The organism is Yoonia sp., from assembly GCF_046292185.1.
In the GTDB taxonomy this organism is placed as follows: Bacteria; Pseudomonadota; Alphaproteobacteria; order Rhodobacterales; family Rhodobacteraceae; genus Yoonia.
On record NZ_JBKBQY010000081.1, the window covers coordinates 1 to 15,485 of the forward strand.

Consider the following 15,485-nt stretch of genomic DNA (forward strand, 5'->3'; position numbering starts at 1 on the left):
GTTCGATTCCCGCCGCCCGCTCCAACAGCTTGCAAATCAGTCATCATGTCGCGGTTGTGCCTTTGGCTTGTGCATGCGTCGTTGTGGTTTTATGTCCGGTGCTGACAGGAAAGGACGCCCGATGGCCGACACGTCGCACAGCAAAACCGAAGAGCGTCCCGCCAGCAAGAAGGTCAGCGCGCTGCGTGCCTTGTGGCCGTTCATCACGCCTTATCGCTGGAACCTGATCGGGGCGGGTTTTGCGCTTGTCTTCACGGCGATGGTCGCGCTGACGCTGCCGCTGGTCGCGCGGCTTGTGGTGGACAATTTCGGGCTGGGCGGCGCGGAAGTGCAGCAATATTTCGGCGCGATGCTGGTCTTTGCGGTGCTTTTGGCCTTTGGCACAGCGCTGCGCTATTACCTCGTGACACGGCTGGGTGAACGTGTGGTTGCGGATATCCGCAAGGCGGTATTCAACCGTATGATCGGGATGAGCCCCGCATTCTACGAACGCATCATGACCGGCGAGGTGCTGAGCAGGATCACAACCGATACGACCCTGATCCTGTCGGTCATCGGCAGTTCCGCTTCCATCGCCCTGCGCAATATCCTGATCTTTGTCGGTGGCGTCATTTTGATGCTGCTGACGTCGGTGAAGATGAGCGTCATGGTACTGTGGCCGATCCCGGTCGTGCTGTTTCCGATCATTTTCCTGGGTCGTCGGGTCCGCAACCTGTCGCGGCAAAATCAGGATCTGATCGCGGAATCGAGCGGCGATGCGTCGGAACTGCTGACTTCTGCGCAGACGGTGCAGGCCTTTACGCATGAGGATCTGAGCCGCGCCAAATTCGATGATGTAACCGAACAAAGCTATCTGTCGGCACGCCGTCGCATTCTGACCCGCGCCTTGTTGACAGCGGTCGTTATATTTATGGTCTTCGCTGCCATCGTGTTGTTCCTGCAGATGGGATCGCGCGACGTGGTCGCGGGCGAAATCACCGAAGGCGGGTTGGTTCAGTTCATGATCTACACGATCATGGTCGGCGGGGCAGTGGCCGCCTTGTCCGAGGTCTGGGGCGAATTGCAGCGCGCCGCAGGTGCCACGGAACGCCTGGTCGAATTGCTGACGGTCGAGGACAGCGTGACCGATCCTGTGCAGGGGCAGCGCCTGCCTGCGCCGGTGCGTGGGGCGCTGAGCTTTGAAAACCTGCGGTTCAGCTATCCGTCGCGGCCCCAGATTTCGGCGCTGGACGGGATTGATCTGCAGATCGCGCCGGGCGAAACGATTGCACTGGTCGGGCCATCTGGCGCGGGCAAAAGCACGATCATCCAGCTTGTGCAGCGGTTCTATGATCCGCAGGAAGGCACTGTCAGGCTTGACGGGGTCGATCTGCGTGACCTGAACCGGGCAGAGTTTCGCAAGCATATCGCATTGGTGCCGCAGGACCCGGTCATCTTCGCCGATACAGCGCGTGAAAACATACGTTTCGGCAGGCCCGATGCGTCCGATGCCGAGGTCGAGTCGGCGGCCAAGGCAGCCGCCGCGCATGATTTCCTGATGGCGCTGCCTGATGGCTATGACAGCTATGTCGGTGAACGTGGCGTCATGTTGTCCGGCGGGCAAAAACAGCGCATCGCGATCGCGCGCGCCATCCTGCGCGACGCGCCGGTCCTGTTGCTGGATGAGGCGACAAGCGCGCTGGATGCTGAAAGCGAATATGCCGTGCAGCGCGCAGTCGAGGATCTGGCAAAGTCGCGCACGACGCTGATCGTGGCGCATCGGCTGGCGACCGTAAAAAAAGCGGATCGCATCATCGTTTTCGATGCCGGCCGGATCGTGGCGCAGGGCACGCATGATGCGCTGGTGGCGCAGGGCGGGCTTTATGCGCGCCTTGCCCGCCTGCAGTTCACCGAGGGTGTGGCGGCGGAATAAGTCCGTTTTCGCAGCGTCATACTTGCAAGCGCGCGCCACATTGGCCACCCTTTGTGCGGAGGGGACAGCGCCGCCCGGCGTTGAACAGATAATAATACGGGGAGGAAATCCGGCATGACCTATGCAACACCTGCGGATCGCGATACGATCCAGAATGAAATGCCGTGGGCGGCACGCGACCTGCCGAAAACCACCTTCGCCTTGTTGTCGCAGACGGCGGCGGCACATGGCGCGCGCAAGGCGGTCAGTTTCAGCCTTCTGTCGGACCCGAATGCCTATTGCGAAACGCTGACCTGGTCGGAATTGCAGGCCAAAACGGCGCAGGCTGCCAATCTGTTCCGCGATCTGGGCATCGGGGAAGATGATGTCGTCGCCTTCGTGCTGCCGAACGCGACAGAAACCATACTGACCTATCTGGGTGGGCAGGTGGCGGGTATCGTCAACCCGATCAACCCCTTGCTGGATGCCGAACAGATCGCGGCGATCCTGCGCGAAACCAAGGCAAAAGTCGTCGTGACCCTGCGCGCCTTTCCCAAGACAGATGTGGCACAGAAAACTGCCGAGGCGGTACGCCTTGCCCCCGGTGTGACCACCGTGCTGGAGGTCGATCTGCACCGCTATCTGACCGGGATCAAGAAACTGATCGTCCCGCTGATCCGGCCCAAGAACCCTGTGGCACACAAGGCCCGCGTATTGGATTTCAACGCGGAACTGGCTAAAAAACCAACCACGCTCAGCTTTGCGGATAGTACCGGGGACCGTGTCGCCGCCTATTTCCATACCGGCGGGACCACCGGCATGCCCAAGGTCGTGCAGCACCGTTATCAGGGGATCGTGTATAATGCCTGGCTGGGCGCGCGGTTGCTGTTCACCGAAAAGGACGTGCAGATTTGCCCGCTGCCCTTGTTCCATGTGTTTGCGACCATCGTTTCTTTGGGGGCATCGCTCGGGTCCGGCGCACAGGTCGTGTTTCCAACGCCGCAGGGCTACCGCGGCGAAGGGGTGTTCGACAATTTCTGGAAGCTGATCGAAAAGCACAAGGTCACCTTCATGATCACCGTGCCGACGGCGATGTCGGCGTTGATGCAGCGCAAGGTGGATGCGGATATTTCGTCGCTGCGACTGGCGTTCTGCGGCTCTGCCCCTTTGCCTCTGGAACTTTATAAACGGTTCGAGGCCGCTGCAGGGGTCACGATCTGCGAAGGTTACGGCCTGACGGAGGCGACGTGTTTGGTCTCGATCAACCCACCCGACGGCGAAAAGCGGGTTGGATCCATCGGGATTCCGTTCCCTTATACGGATGTAAAGATTGTTGCCGCCGCGACGGGCATGGCATGCGGGGTCGATGAGATCGGTGAAATCTGCGTGTCCAGTCCGGGCGTTTTCAGCGGCCAGACCTATACGGAGGCCGACAAGAACAAGGATCTGTTCTATGGCGATCATCTGCGTACCGGTGATCTTGGCCGGATCGACGCGGATGGCTATCTGTGGATCACCGGTCGTGCGAAGGATCTGATCATCCGTGGCGGTCACAACATCGACCCTGCCGAAATTGAAGAGGCCCTAGCCGGTCACCCCGCCGTTGCCTTCGCCGGTGCCATCGGCCAACCCGATGCCCATGCCGGCGAGGTGCCCTGTGTCTATCTGGAACTTGTCGCCGGTGCCGATGTGACCGAACAGGCGCTGATGGATTATGCCAAAGAACATATTCACGAACGCGCCGCGCATCCCAAACATCTTGAGCTGCTTGGCGAACTTCCGAAGACGGCTGTCGGCAAGATCTTCAAACCCGACCTGCGCAAACTTGCGATCACGCGCGTCTACGATGCGGCCTTGGCCAGCACTGGCGCAAAGGTCAGCCGTGTTTCCGAAGATAAAAAACGCGGGTTGGTCGCCTTTGTCACCACCAGCGATGCAGGCGCGAAAGAGAAGATCGGTAAAGCGCTGGATGCCTATACGATCCCGTGGGAGATCGAAGCAGATCAAGGCCATCAGACAAAGGCATAAGATCAGCATCAGAACAGCGTGATATTTGGCCCGGCTTTGGGCTGGCTGATCATGGGTTCTGGCGGCGGCGTTTCGGTGATCTGCATCTGGCGTGCGGCACCGGTGGAAGGGACGAATTGCACCCGGCGTGCCATCGTCCCACCCAGACTATGGGACAAGCATGAGATGCCTTCGCGTTCCAGAAAATCCAGCGCGAAATCACCGTTGGATTTTCCCACATCGCGGGCATGGATCGTCATGCGGGCACCGCCGAAAACCTTCGCCTGAAGCCTGCGCCTGTCGCTGCCGGCGCGCAGCATCTTATTGATCAACAACTCCATCGCGTTGACGCCGTATTTCAGACCGGCGCTGGAAGTGTCACGCCCGCTCGCCAGCAGGAAGTGATTCATGCCGCCTACCTTGGCCAGCGGGTCATGAAGGCAGACGGCGACACACGACCCCAGAACCGTCGACATCACATGCGTCGGGTCCGCCGAAACAGCAAAGTCGCCTTGCACGACGGTGATGGTTTTAAGTGTCTGCTTCATCCTGCGCGCTGCCTTTGAATGCCGACGTGCAGCAGGGCAGGGCCAATCTGCTGTATCGGCAATTCCGTTTCGATCCCGCCCAGTGACTTCGCCACGCGCGGCATCCCGTAGACCACCGAGGTCATTTCATCCTGACCGATTGTGCGTGCGCCTGATTTGCGCAGCGCAGTGATGCCTTCGGCACCATCGCGGCCCATTCCAGTCAGGATCGCGGCGGTCACATGGGGGGCGAAAGCCGTCGCCGAAGAAAACAACGCGTCGGCGGAAGGACGATGGCCGGACAGACGCGGTGATGCGTCCAGCTTGATGCGGGGGGGGACCGAAGCGGTCAGCCGTATGTGATGGGTGTCACTGGGGGCGAGGTAAATGTGACCGTGCTGCACCGCCGCGTTATGCGTCGCGGCAAGCACCGTTGCGGATGTGGCGGCGTCCAGCAGGCGGATCAGGCTGCCCGCGAACTGTCCGCCGGTGTGCTGCACGATCACTACCGGTGGCGTCGCCTGATGAAAATGGCGCAGGATCTGCATCAGGGCATCAACCCCGCCGGTGGAAGAGCCGATCAGGATGACCTGGCGTGGGTCGGCAAGGCTGGCCGTGGCGCAGGGCGGGGCGACAACGTCCTTGCGGGCGCGTTGCCCGGTCGGTCGCAGTGCCGCGATCAATTCCTCATCCGTGGCGCTGGCCAACAAGCATCTGATTGCCGGATTAGCCCGGCGCGCAGCTTCCGGCAGGCTGCTTCCGTCGTCTGTATCGACGACGACACAGGCAATTCCGATAATTGCGAACAATGACGCGAGCAATTCGAATTCGGCGCAATCCGCCATCTCCGTCGGCAAAATGACGCAATCGGGATGGTGATGTTCCGAATAATTATACACGTCGGTCAATGCGTTAGCTTTGTGCACAACCTCAATATTGTTTCGCTGCAACCGACGTTGCCACTGGCCAAGCGCAACAACAGATTTATTTGCGATTAATGCGCGCATGCGCTCTCCTCCCACGGCCGAGGAAAAGCTCTTGTTGGCGCTTGATCTGCTTTATATCTGTCAGGGTCCACCGGGCAGTCTTTGTCAGACGGTAACGATCGCCGGTGCCAGGCCGAAAGCTTGTGCACAAGGCCCGCCATCAGAAAAGCGAAATGTTCGGCGTGCCGCTGGCCGCCTGATCGGTGCGTTCGCCCATCAGTTCCCGTAGCCAGGCCAGACGCATCTGCGCAATTTTGCTTGCCTGATCTTTTGGGGTCTCGGGTATGCCATTCTCGCCCAAGCTCGCCGTCAATTGCTTAAGTTCTTCAAGGGATTGCAGGATCAGGTCAAAATCCTGAAAGGCAGCGGCCCGCTGAGACGCACCGGACTCCGCTCCACAGGTCTGCAACACCGCATGTTCCAACCGGCCAACCAGCGTGGTGATTTCCTGCAGAGCCAGAGATATCTTGCAAAAAATCGGCGCAGAAACAGGTAAGCGGGTCATAAGGGGCCGACCACGCTTTCGATACATTGTTTCATACTGGCAGTGGAAAAGGGTTTCTTGATGATATTGTTCAGGCCGAGTGCCTTGCCCTTTGCCACCAGATCAGGGGTGGGGTTGCCGGTGACCAGAATGAAACCAATTCGGGCCGTCGATTTGTTTTCTCGCACCGCGCGCAACAATTCCAACCCATCCATTCCCGGCATGTTGTAATCGGACAGGACCAGATGCACCGGATCTGCGATCAGTTTTCCCAGTGCCGCGCGGCCATCATTTTCGGCCTGATTTTTCCAGATGCCCATCTCTTCGATAGCCTGCACAAGCAGGCCACGGCTGACGCCCATATCATCCACAATCATCACACGCAGTGTATCTTTCAGACTCATGGCAATCTCCTTTTTTATGGCAGTATTTTGTCGCCATTCCGGGGTATTCTTTGATAGGTGGTAATTCCGACGTTCCTAAACATCGCTTCCGCAGGACCGGCCAGCCGTTCGGAATGGCCAATCATCAGATGCCCGTCATTCTGCAGTACATCTGCGAAGCGCTGCCAAAGATGCGATTGCGTCGGCTTGTCAAAGTAAATTGCGGCGTTGCGGCAGAAGATCACATCGAACAAGCGGCGCATGGGCCAGTCCTTGATCAGATTCAGTTCGCCAAATGTGACCAGCGCCTGCAGTTCTGGCTTCATTTGAAAGCCGGTCGCGTTATCCTGGAGCATCAGAGCCTTGTATTCATCCGGGATCGCCTCTGATTGATCACTATCGTACTGCCCGCGCCGCGCATTCTGAATCATTTGCGCATCGACATCTGTTGCAAGAATCTTGATGTTCAGCCGCGTTGCCTCTGGGCAGGCGTCCAGTACCATGGCTGCGATCGAAAACGCCTCCTGGCCTGCCGAACAGGCAGATGACCAGATCCGCACGGCGCTGCCGGCCTTTGCTTTTGCGATCAGACCCGGCATTAATTTTTCGCGCAGATAGCTGAAATGATGCCGTTCGCGGAAAAAGTGGGTCACGTTCGTCGTCAGCGCGGATAGCAGATGGGTTTTCTCTTCCTGGCCCTGGGGTTGCAACAAGACAGTGCAATAGGATTCAAAGTCACGCAGATCAAGCGCGCGCAAGCGCTTGGTCAGGCGCGAATAGACCAAGGGCTTTTTGGATGGCTGCAGGTGCAGGCCATAATGTTGCTTTGCAAGCTCTGCGATCATCTGAAATTCGCGATCCGTGAACGTGTATTCCAAGTGGGACCCGCCCTGCATGTTCGCATGACGCTGATTTGTCATGCCGCAACCGGGTGCGAAGGGGCCATCAGCGCGGTCAGACTGATGACTTTTGTCATCTCGTCGCCCAGTGGAATGATGCCAAGGATGGCGCGCGTCGTCATATCCTCGGGGCTTCTGGGGGTTTCGCGCACATTGTCCGCGTCGACGCCAAGGATCTCGGACACGGATTCAACCAACAGCCCTATAATCTTGTCTTCCACCGCAATGATGATCACATGGCGTTCGGTCGGGGTGATTTTTGCGAAACCCAGCTTAGCAGCAAGGTCGATAATCGGGATGACTGCGCCGCGCAGATTGATTACCCCCAGCACATGATCGGGAGAATGTGGCAGCACCGTCACCGGGGTCCAGCGGCGAATTTCACGGATTTGCTTGATTTCTATGCAGAAATTCTGCCCACCGGCAACCAGTGTGACGAATTCCAGTCTTTGGGATTTCTGAGCTTCAGCGAGCTGCGACATAAGACATTTCCCTTCCGGTGTTGTTGGTGGTGACGGGGTAGCTGCTGCTGCCTTGCACAACGGCCTCCGGGTCGATGATCAGGGCGATCTTGCCATCGCCCAGAATTGTTGCGCCCGAGATCCCGGTGATTTCGCCGTAGTTGCCTTGCATGCTTTTGACGACGACTTGGCGTTGGTCAAAGATGTCGTCGACAGCCAGCGCGCATTGCGGCATCGTATCGGTCTGGATCAGCAGCAGGACGCGGTCTGTCATCTCGCGCCTTTGCGTAACCTGGCCCATCCTTTCGTCCAGATTGATGATCGGAACATATTCACCGCGAATGCGCAAAAGCGGGCTGTTGAGGCCAAGCTGTGACAGATCGGCGGCCTTGGGCCGGACAGTTTCGAGGATGTTGGATATCGGTACGACCATCGTCTGCCCGCTGACATTGATGATCATGCCGTCCATCACCGCCAGGGTCAGCGGCAGGGTGATGGAAAAAGTGGTGCCTTGGCCGGTGACGCTGGCGATCGCAACCCGCCCGCCCAGTGCCGTGATCGCGGTTTTCACCACATCCATGCCGACACCGCGCCCCGAAAGGTTGGTGACCTCTTTGGCGGTGGAAAAGCCTGGTGCGAAAAGCAACTGATCGGTCTCTGCCTCGGTCAGCTGAGCATCTTCCGCGACAAGCCCTTTGGACACGGCGATGTCGCGGATCCGTTGCCGGTCGAGGCCCGCGCCGTCATCGGCGATTTCGATGACGATGCTTCCTGATCTTTGCCGCGCAGAAAGCCGCACCATGCCATGCGGTTCCTTGCCCTTTTCAATGCGCCGCCCGGGCGTTTCGATCCCGTGATCAATGGCGTTGCGGATCATATGGGTCAGTGGATCAGCAAGCCGTTCAACGACGGTCTTGTCCACCTCTGTCGCTTCGCCATCGGTGATCAGTTCGATCTGTTTGCCGGTCGCATCTGCCGCTTCGCGCGCGATGCGCAGCATCCGTTGGAAAAGGGGTTTGACCGGCTGGGCGCGGATCGCCATTACCCCTTCCTGAATCTCGCGCGCCAGCAATTTGTAATCGTCAAGATCCGCGAAGAGTTCGGCACTGTTGGGCAGGTCCGCTTCCATCAGGCGTTGGGAAATCACCGATTGGTTGATGATCAATTCGCCCACCGCATTGATCAGCCGGTCGACCCTTTCGGGATCAACCCGCAGAGAGGTTGCAGCACGTTTGCCAGCCCGGTCCGGCAAGTCCGCGTCGACGTCTGGTTGCGCCGGCAGGGGCAGGGTGGGCGCCGTGTCGGTTTGCCCGATCATGGGTGCCGCTGCGGCGGGGGGGATGGCATCCTGCACCCTGACCACCAATTCGCAAAGATCATCCACGAACTGAAACACCTCGAGGATCGGCAGATCGTTGCCCAGCCCGTCGATTTCGACCCGCCATTCCAGCAGCCCGTCCTGCCAGTTGAGGTCGGCAATTGTCCGCGGCGCGCGCGACAGGTCGACCGCGACGCGCGCCGGGCCAAGCGACTGCAGTGCGCTGATCACCAGGAGCGGGTCATTGCCGCTGGTGTAAAAGGCCGTGGAAGGACGAAATATCACGACATGGGTCAGGCCGAGGTCAGCCGGTGCGTCAAGCCCCAGCGTCAGCGCTTCGAACACGAAATCATTGCTGGCTTGTGGTTGATCGCCCAGCAGTGCCTGCAGATCTGCGATAAGCGGGTCAACCTGGGCATGATTGGTCGGCAGATCGTCACGGGCGGTGTCGATCAGGTCGGCAAGCACATCGCCTGACCGTTGCAGCACATGCAATATCTTGTCGTCCAGCGTCAGGCGATGCGACCGGACAGCATCCAGCACGGTTTCAAAGATATGCGCAAAGCTGACCAAGTCATCAAGAGCAAAGGCCCCGGCGGCCCCCTTGACCGAATGCACGGCGCGGAAGACGGCATTCACCGTTTCATCATCGCTGCGTCCGTCGCGCATCGCGGCCAGACCTTCGGTCAAGGCGGCGATCAGATCTTCGCATTCTTCAAAGAAGACGTCGCGCATGGAGCCATCATTCGCCATCATGCTGCCCCCGTCAGGCGGCGGATCACGGTGACCAACGCCTCATCATCGAAGGGTTTGACGATCCAGCCTGTGGCGCCTGCCTTGCGCGCGCGTTCTTTCAATGCGGCACCGCTTTCGGTGGTCAGCACCAGCACCGGCACTGTGGGGTTCTTGCTGCCGCCGCGAATGTCATCGATGACGCCGAACCCATCCTTGTTGGGCATGTTCACATCGGTGATCACCAGATCGGCGTCTTCATTTTGGAACTTCTCCACGCCTTCGACGCCGTCCGCTGCGGTGCTGACCTCGAACCCGGCGTTGTGCAGGGTCTGCGTCAGCAGGGCGCGGATCGTGCGGGAATCATCGATGGCAAGGATACGCGTGGCCATCATATGCCCCCTTGTTGTTGCGGTAGCGGCCAAAGCGCCAATGTTGTCAGCCCCTTGCGCAAACTGTCGGACGGGTCGGCCAGTGAAAACTGGTGCCCCGCTGCGGACCAGATGATACTCGCGCAGGCAAGAAGTTGTGCTGCGATCCCGCCCAGCCGGGTGACCCCGCTGCCATCCAGAACGACGTCTGCACCTTGTGCCGACGTCAGGAATTCATGCAGGTCCGTGCATGCCTCGAACGTCAGGGTGCGGGGCAGGACAAAGGTGGCAGGTTGGGTTTTCATGGCGCAGCATCCTCATTGCGAATAGCAATGGGGTGGTTATACGCTGCTGCCATTTAAGATACTGTAAACGCGGCCCGGTTTTGTTCGGCTCTCGTGCAACGCCCCCCATCCAAGCCCGTTCAAATCTGCGTGTAGCGTTGCAAACTTGCCCGGATTGCATAGCAATCGGCGGGTTCTGGCCGTAAGATCATGTAAAATCTAAGGATTGGCGTCAGAACCGTTCCGAAATTCAAAGCCGAGGATCCCAATGCAGACACCAGAAAAAAAGCTACCGTCCCGCCGCGCCCTTCTTTTGGGGGCTGGTGCAGCGACCTTGTTTACCCCCTCACTGTTGCGTGCCCAGACACAACAGGCCCCGGTTGACCGCAATATCGCAGCTTTCCGTGTCCATGAATGGCGTGACCATTTCGATTCGCTCGGCGTGGGTGCGATCCTTGCGGATACCCGATCCATGTTCCTGCAACACTGGACCCCCGATGGTGACATGCGGATCTATCCGACATCGGTACCGCTGTCGGATGACCTGACGCGGACGGGCTATACCGAGGTCATCGACAAGCGTGTCGCCCCAAGCTGGGCACCGACGCCTGCGATGCGCGAACGCAACCCTGAATGGCCTGCGTTGATTCCGGGCGGTGACCCCGAAAACCCGATGGGATCGCATGCGCTGTATCTGTCGTGGCAATATTATCGTATTCACGGCACGCAGGACACGCGCAAGATCGGGCGTAGGTCGTCGAACGGTTGTATCGGGCTGTATAATGAGCAGATCGCCGAAGTCTATGAACGCGCCCCTGTCGGCACCAAAGTACGGCTGATCTGATAGTAGAGACGCGACGCGGCCTGCCCGGAAGGGGACATGATGACTTTTGCAAAACTTTTCGGCGCGGCCGCGCTTTGCCTTGTCCCGCTTGGCGGGACGGCGCAGAATATTTCAGAAGACGACGTCAGGGCGCTGGTTCTGCAAACGATCCGCGAAAATCCTGCGATCGTAGTTGAGGCATTGCAGTTGCTGGAGCTTCAACAGCAAGAAGCACAGGCAGAATCTGCCAAGGCGACCCTGGCGCAGCAGCGTGATCTGTTGGAAAACGACCCTAACGCGCCGGTGATCGGCAATGCCGATGGCGATGTCACGCTGGTAGAGTTTTTCGACTACAACTGCCCCTATTGCCGCAGCGCCAAGACTGAACTTGATGCGCTGTTAGCGGCGGACCCGGATGTGCGGGTGGTCATGCGTGAATGGCCGGTGCTTGGAGAAGGCTCGGTCTTTGCGGCGCGCGCGGCGCTCGCCTCACGCGAACAGGGGCTTTACGAGCCGTTTCACAATGCCTTGATGACGATGGATGGCCGCGCCGAGGAACAAAGCGTGATGCGTGTCGCGGCATCTGTGGGGCTGGATGTCGACCAGCTTCGCCGCGACATGGACGCGCCCGACATCAGTGAACATCTGCAGACGTCAAGTGCATTGGGTCGCGCGCTTGGGTTCACCGGTACGCCGTCTTTCGTGATCGGTGACAATCTGGCACCGGGCATGATCCGGTCGGATCAGATGGCTACGCTTGTCGATCTGGCACGTACGGCTGGCGATTGAGTCACCGCAGGGACGCGTCCGTAGCCAGCCGATTTCAGCACGGCGATGACCGCACCAGGGGCGAGCGCCGTTTCAACCGCAATTTCGCGCGTGGTCAGGTCGGTCGTGACCTGCGCATTCTCATCCACCGCCTGAAGGCTTTTGGTGATTGCCGCCGTGCAATGCCCGCAGCTCATATCCGGCACATGAAATTTCATCGCATCATCCTTCCGTTGTCCTGCTGATATAACAGACTTGCGTCGCGGCAAAAGGACCGCCTGAAAATTTCTGCGGACAGGCCTTGAGCTTCCACTGACTGGAAGGCTTATGTAAGAAGGAGCTCAACAGAAAGTTCATCCGATGGCGCAAGCGAACACAATCACTCTGGCGGTGGAAGGCATGTCCTGCGCATCCTGTGTCGGGCGGGTCGACCGGGCCTTGGCCGCTGTGCCGGGGGTGCAATCCGTCGCCGTGAACCTCGCGGCCGAGACGGCGACGATCACGCTTCAGGATCAATCGCTGACGTCTGCCGATCTGGCCGCCGTCAGCACAGAAGCGGGGTATCCGGCAAAGCCCGTCGTCGCAGACCAAAGCGCAGTCAACGCCGGTCGCAAGGCCGATGAGGCACGCGACCTGTCCCGCGCAACGATGATCGCGGCGTTGTTGGCCCTGCCGGTTTTCATTCTGGAAATGGGCGCGCATCTGGTGCCGGCCTTTCACCATCTGATCGCCGCCACGATAGGCATGCAGACATCCTGGGTCATCCAATGCGTGCTGACCACGCTGATCCTGGCCGGGCCGGGGCGGATGTTCTTCGCCAAGGGCCTGCCCGCCCTGTTCAGGGCGGCACCGGAAATGAACTCGCTTGTCGCCCTCGGCACCGGGGCGGCGTGGAGCTATTCTGTCGTGGCGACCTTTTGGCCGGGGCTGATCCCTGCCGATGTCCGAGCGGTATATTTTGAGGCGGCGGCCGTGATCGTCGTCCTGATCCTGTTGGGGCGTTGGCTGGAAGCGCAGGCAAAGGGGCGGACGGGCGCGGCCATTCAGGCGCTGCTGGGCCTGCAGGTGCGCGAGGCGCGGGTGCTGCGCGATGGTGTGCTGGTCGCGATGGATGTCGATGCACTGGTGGTCGGTGATGTCATCACATTGCGTCCTGGTGAACGGGTTCCGGTGGACGGCACCATTCTGGACGGCGCCAGCCCCGTGGATGAAAGCATGATGACAGGTGAACCCCTGCCCGTGGTCAAGTCCGCAGGGGACACGCTGACCGGCGGCACGGTCAACGGGAATGGCGGCCTGACTTTTGCCGCGACCCGGGTCGGGCAGGATACGACGCTGGCGCAGATCATCCGCATGGTCGAGGACGCGCAAGGAGCCAAGCTGCCGATTCAGGGCGTCGTGGACCGTGTGACCATGTGGTTCGTGCCTGCGATACTCGTGCTGGCGCTGCTGACGGTGGCCGTCTGGTTGATCGTCGGACCTGACCCGACGCTGGCGCTAGTCGCGGGGGTCTCGGTTTTGATCATCGCTTGTCCTTGTGCGATGGGGTTGGCGGTGCCGACCTCGATCATGGTGGGAAGCGGGCGCGCGGCGGAAATGGGCGTGCTGTTCCGCAAAGGTGCGGCCTTGCAGCAGTTGAGCGATGTCAGCGTGATTGCCTTTGACAAGACCGGCACACTGACCGCGGGCAAGCCGCATCTGACCGATCTGGTGCTGGCGGACGGCTTCAACCGCGCGGAGGTGCTGCGCCTTGCAGCGGCGGTCGAGGCGAAGTCAGAGCATCCTATCGCCGATGCCATCGTGGCAGCGGCCCGCGCCGAGGCGTCCGGCGACGCCCATGCGAGCGATTTTGAGGCGATTGCAGGCTACGGCGTTGCAGCGCAGATCGAGGGCCGGCGCGTTGTGATCGGCGCAGACCGGCTGCTGGTATGCGAAGGGATCAATGCGGGTGCCTTGCGTGCGGTGGAAACCGATCTTGCCCGGCGCGGGCGTACGGCGCTGTTCGTGGCGATCGACGGGCAGATTGCCGGTGTGATTGCGGTCGCCGATCCGGTCAAACCGGGATCTGCCGCCGCCATCGCGTCCCTGCATGCCCAAGGTATCAAAGTTGCGATGATCACCGGCGACAAACGCGAAACCGCCGATGCGATTGCCCGCGAAATCGGCATCGATCACGTGATTGCGGGTGTTTTGCCGGACGGCAAGATCGCCGCACTCGACCAACTGCGCGGCGCGGGCAAGATTGCCTTTGTCGGGGACGGGATCAACGACGCGCCGGCGCTGGCGCATGCCGATATCGGGATCGCGATTGGGACCGGCACAGATGTCGCGATTGAGACCGCCGATGTCGTCCTGATGTCCGGCGATCTGCGCGGCGTCATCAATGCGGTGGCCGTGTCCAAGGCGACGATGCGCAACATCCGCCAGAATCTTGGCTGGGCGTTCGGGTATAACGTGGCGCTGGTGCCGGTGGCGGCGGGGGTGCTTTATCCGGCTTTCGGGCTGTTGCTGTCGCCGGTTTTCGCGGCGGCGGCGATGGCGCTGTCATCCGTCTCGGTCGTCTCGAACGCGTTGAGGCTACGGCGTCTGGGTCCGGTGATGGACGAAACCCAGCCACGCCCGCCCGTTGCCAGTGCTGCCCCGCAACCTGCCGAATAGGAGACGTGCGATGAACATCGGTGAAGTCGCTGCCAAATCCGGACTGCCGTCCAAGACGATCCGCTATTATGAGGATATCGGTCTTATCCGCCCTTTGCGCCATGACAACGGCTATCGCGTGTTTCGGACCAGTGATCTGCATAAGCTTTTGTTTTTGGGCCGGGCGCGGTCTTTGGGATTCTCGATCGAGGATTGCCGGGTCTTGCTGGCGCTTTACGAAGATGACAGCCGCGCCTCGGCGCAGGTCAAGGCGCTGGCGCAACAGCATCTGGCGCAGATCGATGCCAAGATCGCCGGGTTGCGCGCGATGCGCGAAACGCTGGGTGAACTGGTCAATGCCTGTCATGGGGACAGCCGCCCGGATTGCCCCATTCTGAAGGATCTGGCATCGGTGACCAAGTGATCCGCCCCGGTACCCGGCGCGGAGCGCGCCGCGCGGGCGTATTTTCAACAAAGCGAGGGAATCTTCCCCGTGGGGAAGGTGGGGCGGTTCAGCATGTTTGTGCTGTTCGACCTTGTCGAAAATCTTCCCCGCGGGGAAGGTCGGGATAATGATCTGGTTCATGCCGTTGCGCCTTGTCTGTCATCTTCCCCGCGGGGAAGGTGGTGGGTTTCCCGGCCTGCCGACGGAATGATGGCAGACTTGCGGTATTCTGACACAACATCTTTAAGAAGATTTTAACGCTGCGCACGTTGCGTGGATTGTCGCGCAGGCTTGCTTTGACGCGGCATCATCGCTCTGTCATGTAGGCCTCAGCACCGCCATGCCGCACAGGAGAATCCCATGAAATTTCGTTTCCCCATCTTTATCATTGATGAGGATTTCCGGTCGGAGAATACATCCGGCCTTGGCATCCGGGCCATGGCCGATGCGATCGAGAAAGAGGGATTCG

General features: G+C 59.9%; 16 protein-coding genes. 6 read left to right on the forward strand and 10 right to left on the reverse strand.

Annotated features, from left to right (window positions below; genetic code table 11):
• The first annotated feature begins 121 nt into the window (after positions 1 to 121).
• Together ACK4TM_RS13545 and ACK4TM_RS13550 are read left to right on the forward strand one after the other, a co-directional pair.
• A complete protein-coding gene (locus ACK4TM_RS13545; RefSeq protein ID WP_409702134.1) occupies positions 122 to 1,912 on the forward strand; it encodes an ABC transporter transmembrane domain-containing protein in 1,791 nt (596 codons plus the stop codon).
• Positions 1,913 to 2,026: 114 nt separating this feature from the next.
• Positions 2,027 to 3,919, forward strand: coding sequence for an acyl-CoA synthetase (locus ACK4TM_RS13550; protein ID WP_409702136.1), 1,893 nt, complete (start codon positions 2,027 to 2,029; stop codon positions 3,917 to 3,919).
• A gap of 8 nt (positions 3,920 to 3,927) precedes the next feature.
• Here the strand turns inward: ACK4TM_RS13550 and ACK4TM_RS13555 are convergent, their stop codons facing one another.
• The 9 genes from ACK4TM_RS13555 to ACK4TM_RS13595 form a co-directional block, all read right to left on the reverse strand.
• Positions 3,928 to 4,446: a chemotaxis protein CheD gene (locus ACK4TM_RS13555; protein WP_409702138.1), complete on the reverse strand. Its 519-nt coding sequence runs from the start codon at positions 4,444 to 4,446 to the stop codon at positions 3,928 to 3,930.
• Positions 4,443 to 5,351 (reverse strand): CheB methylesterase domain-containing protein, encoded by a 909-nt coding sequence (locus tag ACK4TM_RS13560; protein ID WP_409702140.1) that lies wholly within the window; start codon positions 5,349 to 5,351, stop codon positions 4,443 to 4,445. Before ACK4TM_RS13560 ends, ACK4TM_RS13555 begins: the two co-directional genes overlap by 4 nt.
• 220 nt (positions 5,352 to 5,571) lie before the next feature.
• Positions 5,572 to 5,835 (reverse strand): chemotaxis protein, encoded by a 264-nt coding sequence (locus tag ACK4TM_RS13565; RefSeq protein WP_409702142.1) that lies wholly within the window; start codon positions 5,833 to 5,835, stop codon positions 5,572 to 5,574.
• Between the two features lie 77 nt (positions 5,836 to 5,912).
• Positions 5,913 to 6,299, reverse strand: coding sequence for a response regulator (locus tag ACK4TM_RS13570; RefSeq protein ID WP_409702144.1), 387 nt, complete (start codon positions 6,297 to 6,299; stop codon positions 5,913 to 5,915).
• A gap of 14 nt (positions 6,300 to 6,313) precedes the next feature.
• On the reverse strand, positions 6,314 to 7,198 hold the full coding sequence (locus ACK4TM_RS13575; RefSeq protein ID WP_409702146.1) for a CheR family methyltransferase: 885 nt from the start codon (positions 7,196 to 7,198) through the stop codon (positions 6,314 to 6,316).
• The gene (locus ACK4TM_RS13580; RefSeq protein WP_409702148.1) at positions 7,195 to 7,659 is read right to left on the reverse strand and encodes a chemotaxis protein CheW; all 465 of its coding nucleotides are present in this window, start codon (positions 7,657 to 7,659) and stop codon (positions 7,195 to 7,197) included. The genes ACK4TM_RS13575 and ACK4TM_RS13580 overlap by 4 nt, the downstream gene beginning before the upstream one ends.
• Positions 7,643 to 9,691, reverse strand: a complete 2,049-nt coding sequence (locus tag ACK4TM_RS13585; protein WP_409702150.1) for a chemotaxis protein CheA — start codon at positions 9,689 to 9,691, stop codon at positions 7,643 to 7,645. Before ACK4TM_RS13585 ends, ACK4TM_RS13580 begins: the two co-directional genes overlap by 17 nt.
• Before the next feature lie 17 nt (positions 9,692 to 9,708).
• The gene (locus ACK4TM_RS13590) at positions 9,709 to 10,080 is read right to left on the reverse strand and encodes a response regulator (RefSeq protein ID WP_409702152.1); all 372 of its coding nucleotides are present in this window, start codon (positions 10,078 to 10,080) and stop codon (positions 9,709 to 9,711) included.
• Positions 10,080 to 10,364 (reverse strand): STAS domain-containing protein, encoded by a 285-nt coding sequence (locus ACK4TM_RS13595; protein ID WP_409702154.1) that lies wholly within the window; start codon positions 10,362 to 10,364, stop codon positions 10,080 to 10,082. Before ACK4TM_RS13595 ends, ACK4TM_RS13590 begins: the two co-directional genes overlap by 1 nt.
• Before the next feature lie 247 nt (positions 10,365 to 10,611).
• On the opposite strand from ACK4TM_RS13595, the gene ACK4TM_RS13600 reads away from it, so the two are divergent.
• Positions 10,612 to 11,187 (forward strand): L,D-transpeptidase, encoded by a 576-nt coding sequence (locus tag ACK4TM_RS13600; protein ID WP_409702156.1) that lies wholly within the window; start codon positions 10,612 to 10,614, stop codon positions 11,185 to 11,187.
• A gap of 39 nt (positions 11,188 to 11,226) precedes the next feature.
• A complete protein-coding gene (locus tag ACK4TM_RS13605; RefSeq protein ID WP_409702158.1) occupies positions 11,227 to 11,955 on the forward strand; it encodes a DsbA family protein in 729 nt (242 codons plus the stop codon).
• Here the strand turns inward: ACK4TM_RS13605 and ACK4TM_RS13610 are convergent.
• Positions 11,910 to 12,152 carry a heavy-metal-associated domain-containing protein gene (locus ACK4TM_RS13610; RefSeq protein WP_409702160.1) on the reverse strand — a complete coding sequence of 81 codons (243 nt, stop codon included), beginning with the start codon at positions 12,150 to 12,152 and terminating at the stop codon, positions 11,910 to 11,912. The genes ACK4TM_RS13605 and ACK4TM_RS13610 overlap by 46 nt on opposite strands.
• A gap of 142 nt (positions 12,153 to 12,294) precedes the next feature.
• Between ACK4TM_RS13610 and ACK4TM_RS13615 the strand changes: the two genes are divergently transcribed.
• Both ACK4TM_RS13615 and cueR read left to right on the forward strand, forming a co-directional pair.
• Positions 12,295 to 14,592: a heavy metal translocating P-type ATPase gene (locus tag ACK4TM_RS13615; RefSeq protein ID WP_409702162.1), complete on the forward strand. Its 2,298-nt coding sequence runs from the start codon at positions 12,295 to 12,297 to the stop codon at positions 14,590 to 14,592.
• Positions 14,593 to 14,602: 10 nt separating this feature from the next.
• Positions 14,603 to 14,995, forward strand: coding sequence for a Cu(I)-responsive transcriptional regulator (gene cueR, locus ACK4TM_RS13620; protein WP_409702164.1), 393 nt, complete (start codon positions 14,603 to 14,605; stop codon positions 14,993 to 14,995).
• Positions 14,996 to 15,485 lie beyond the last annotated feature (490 nt).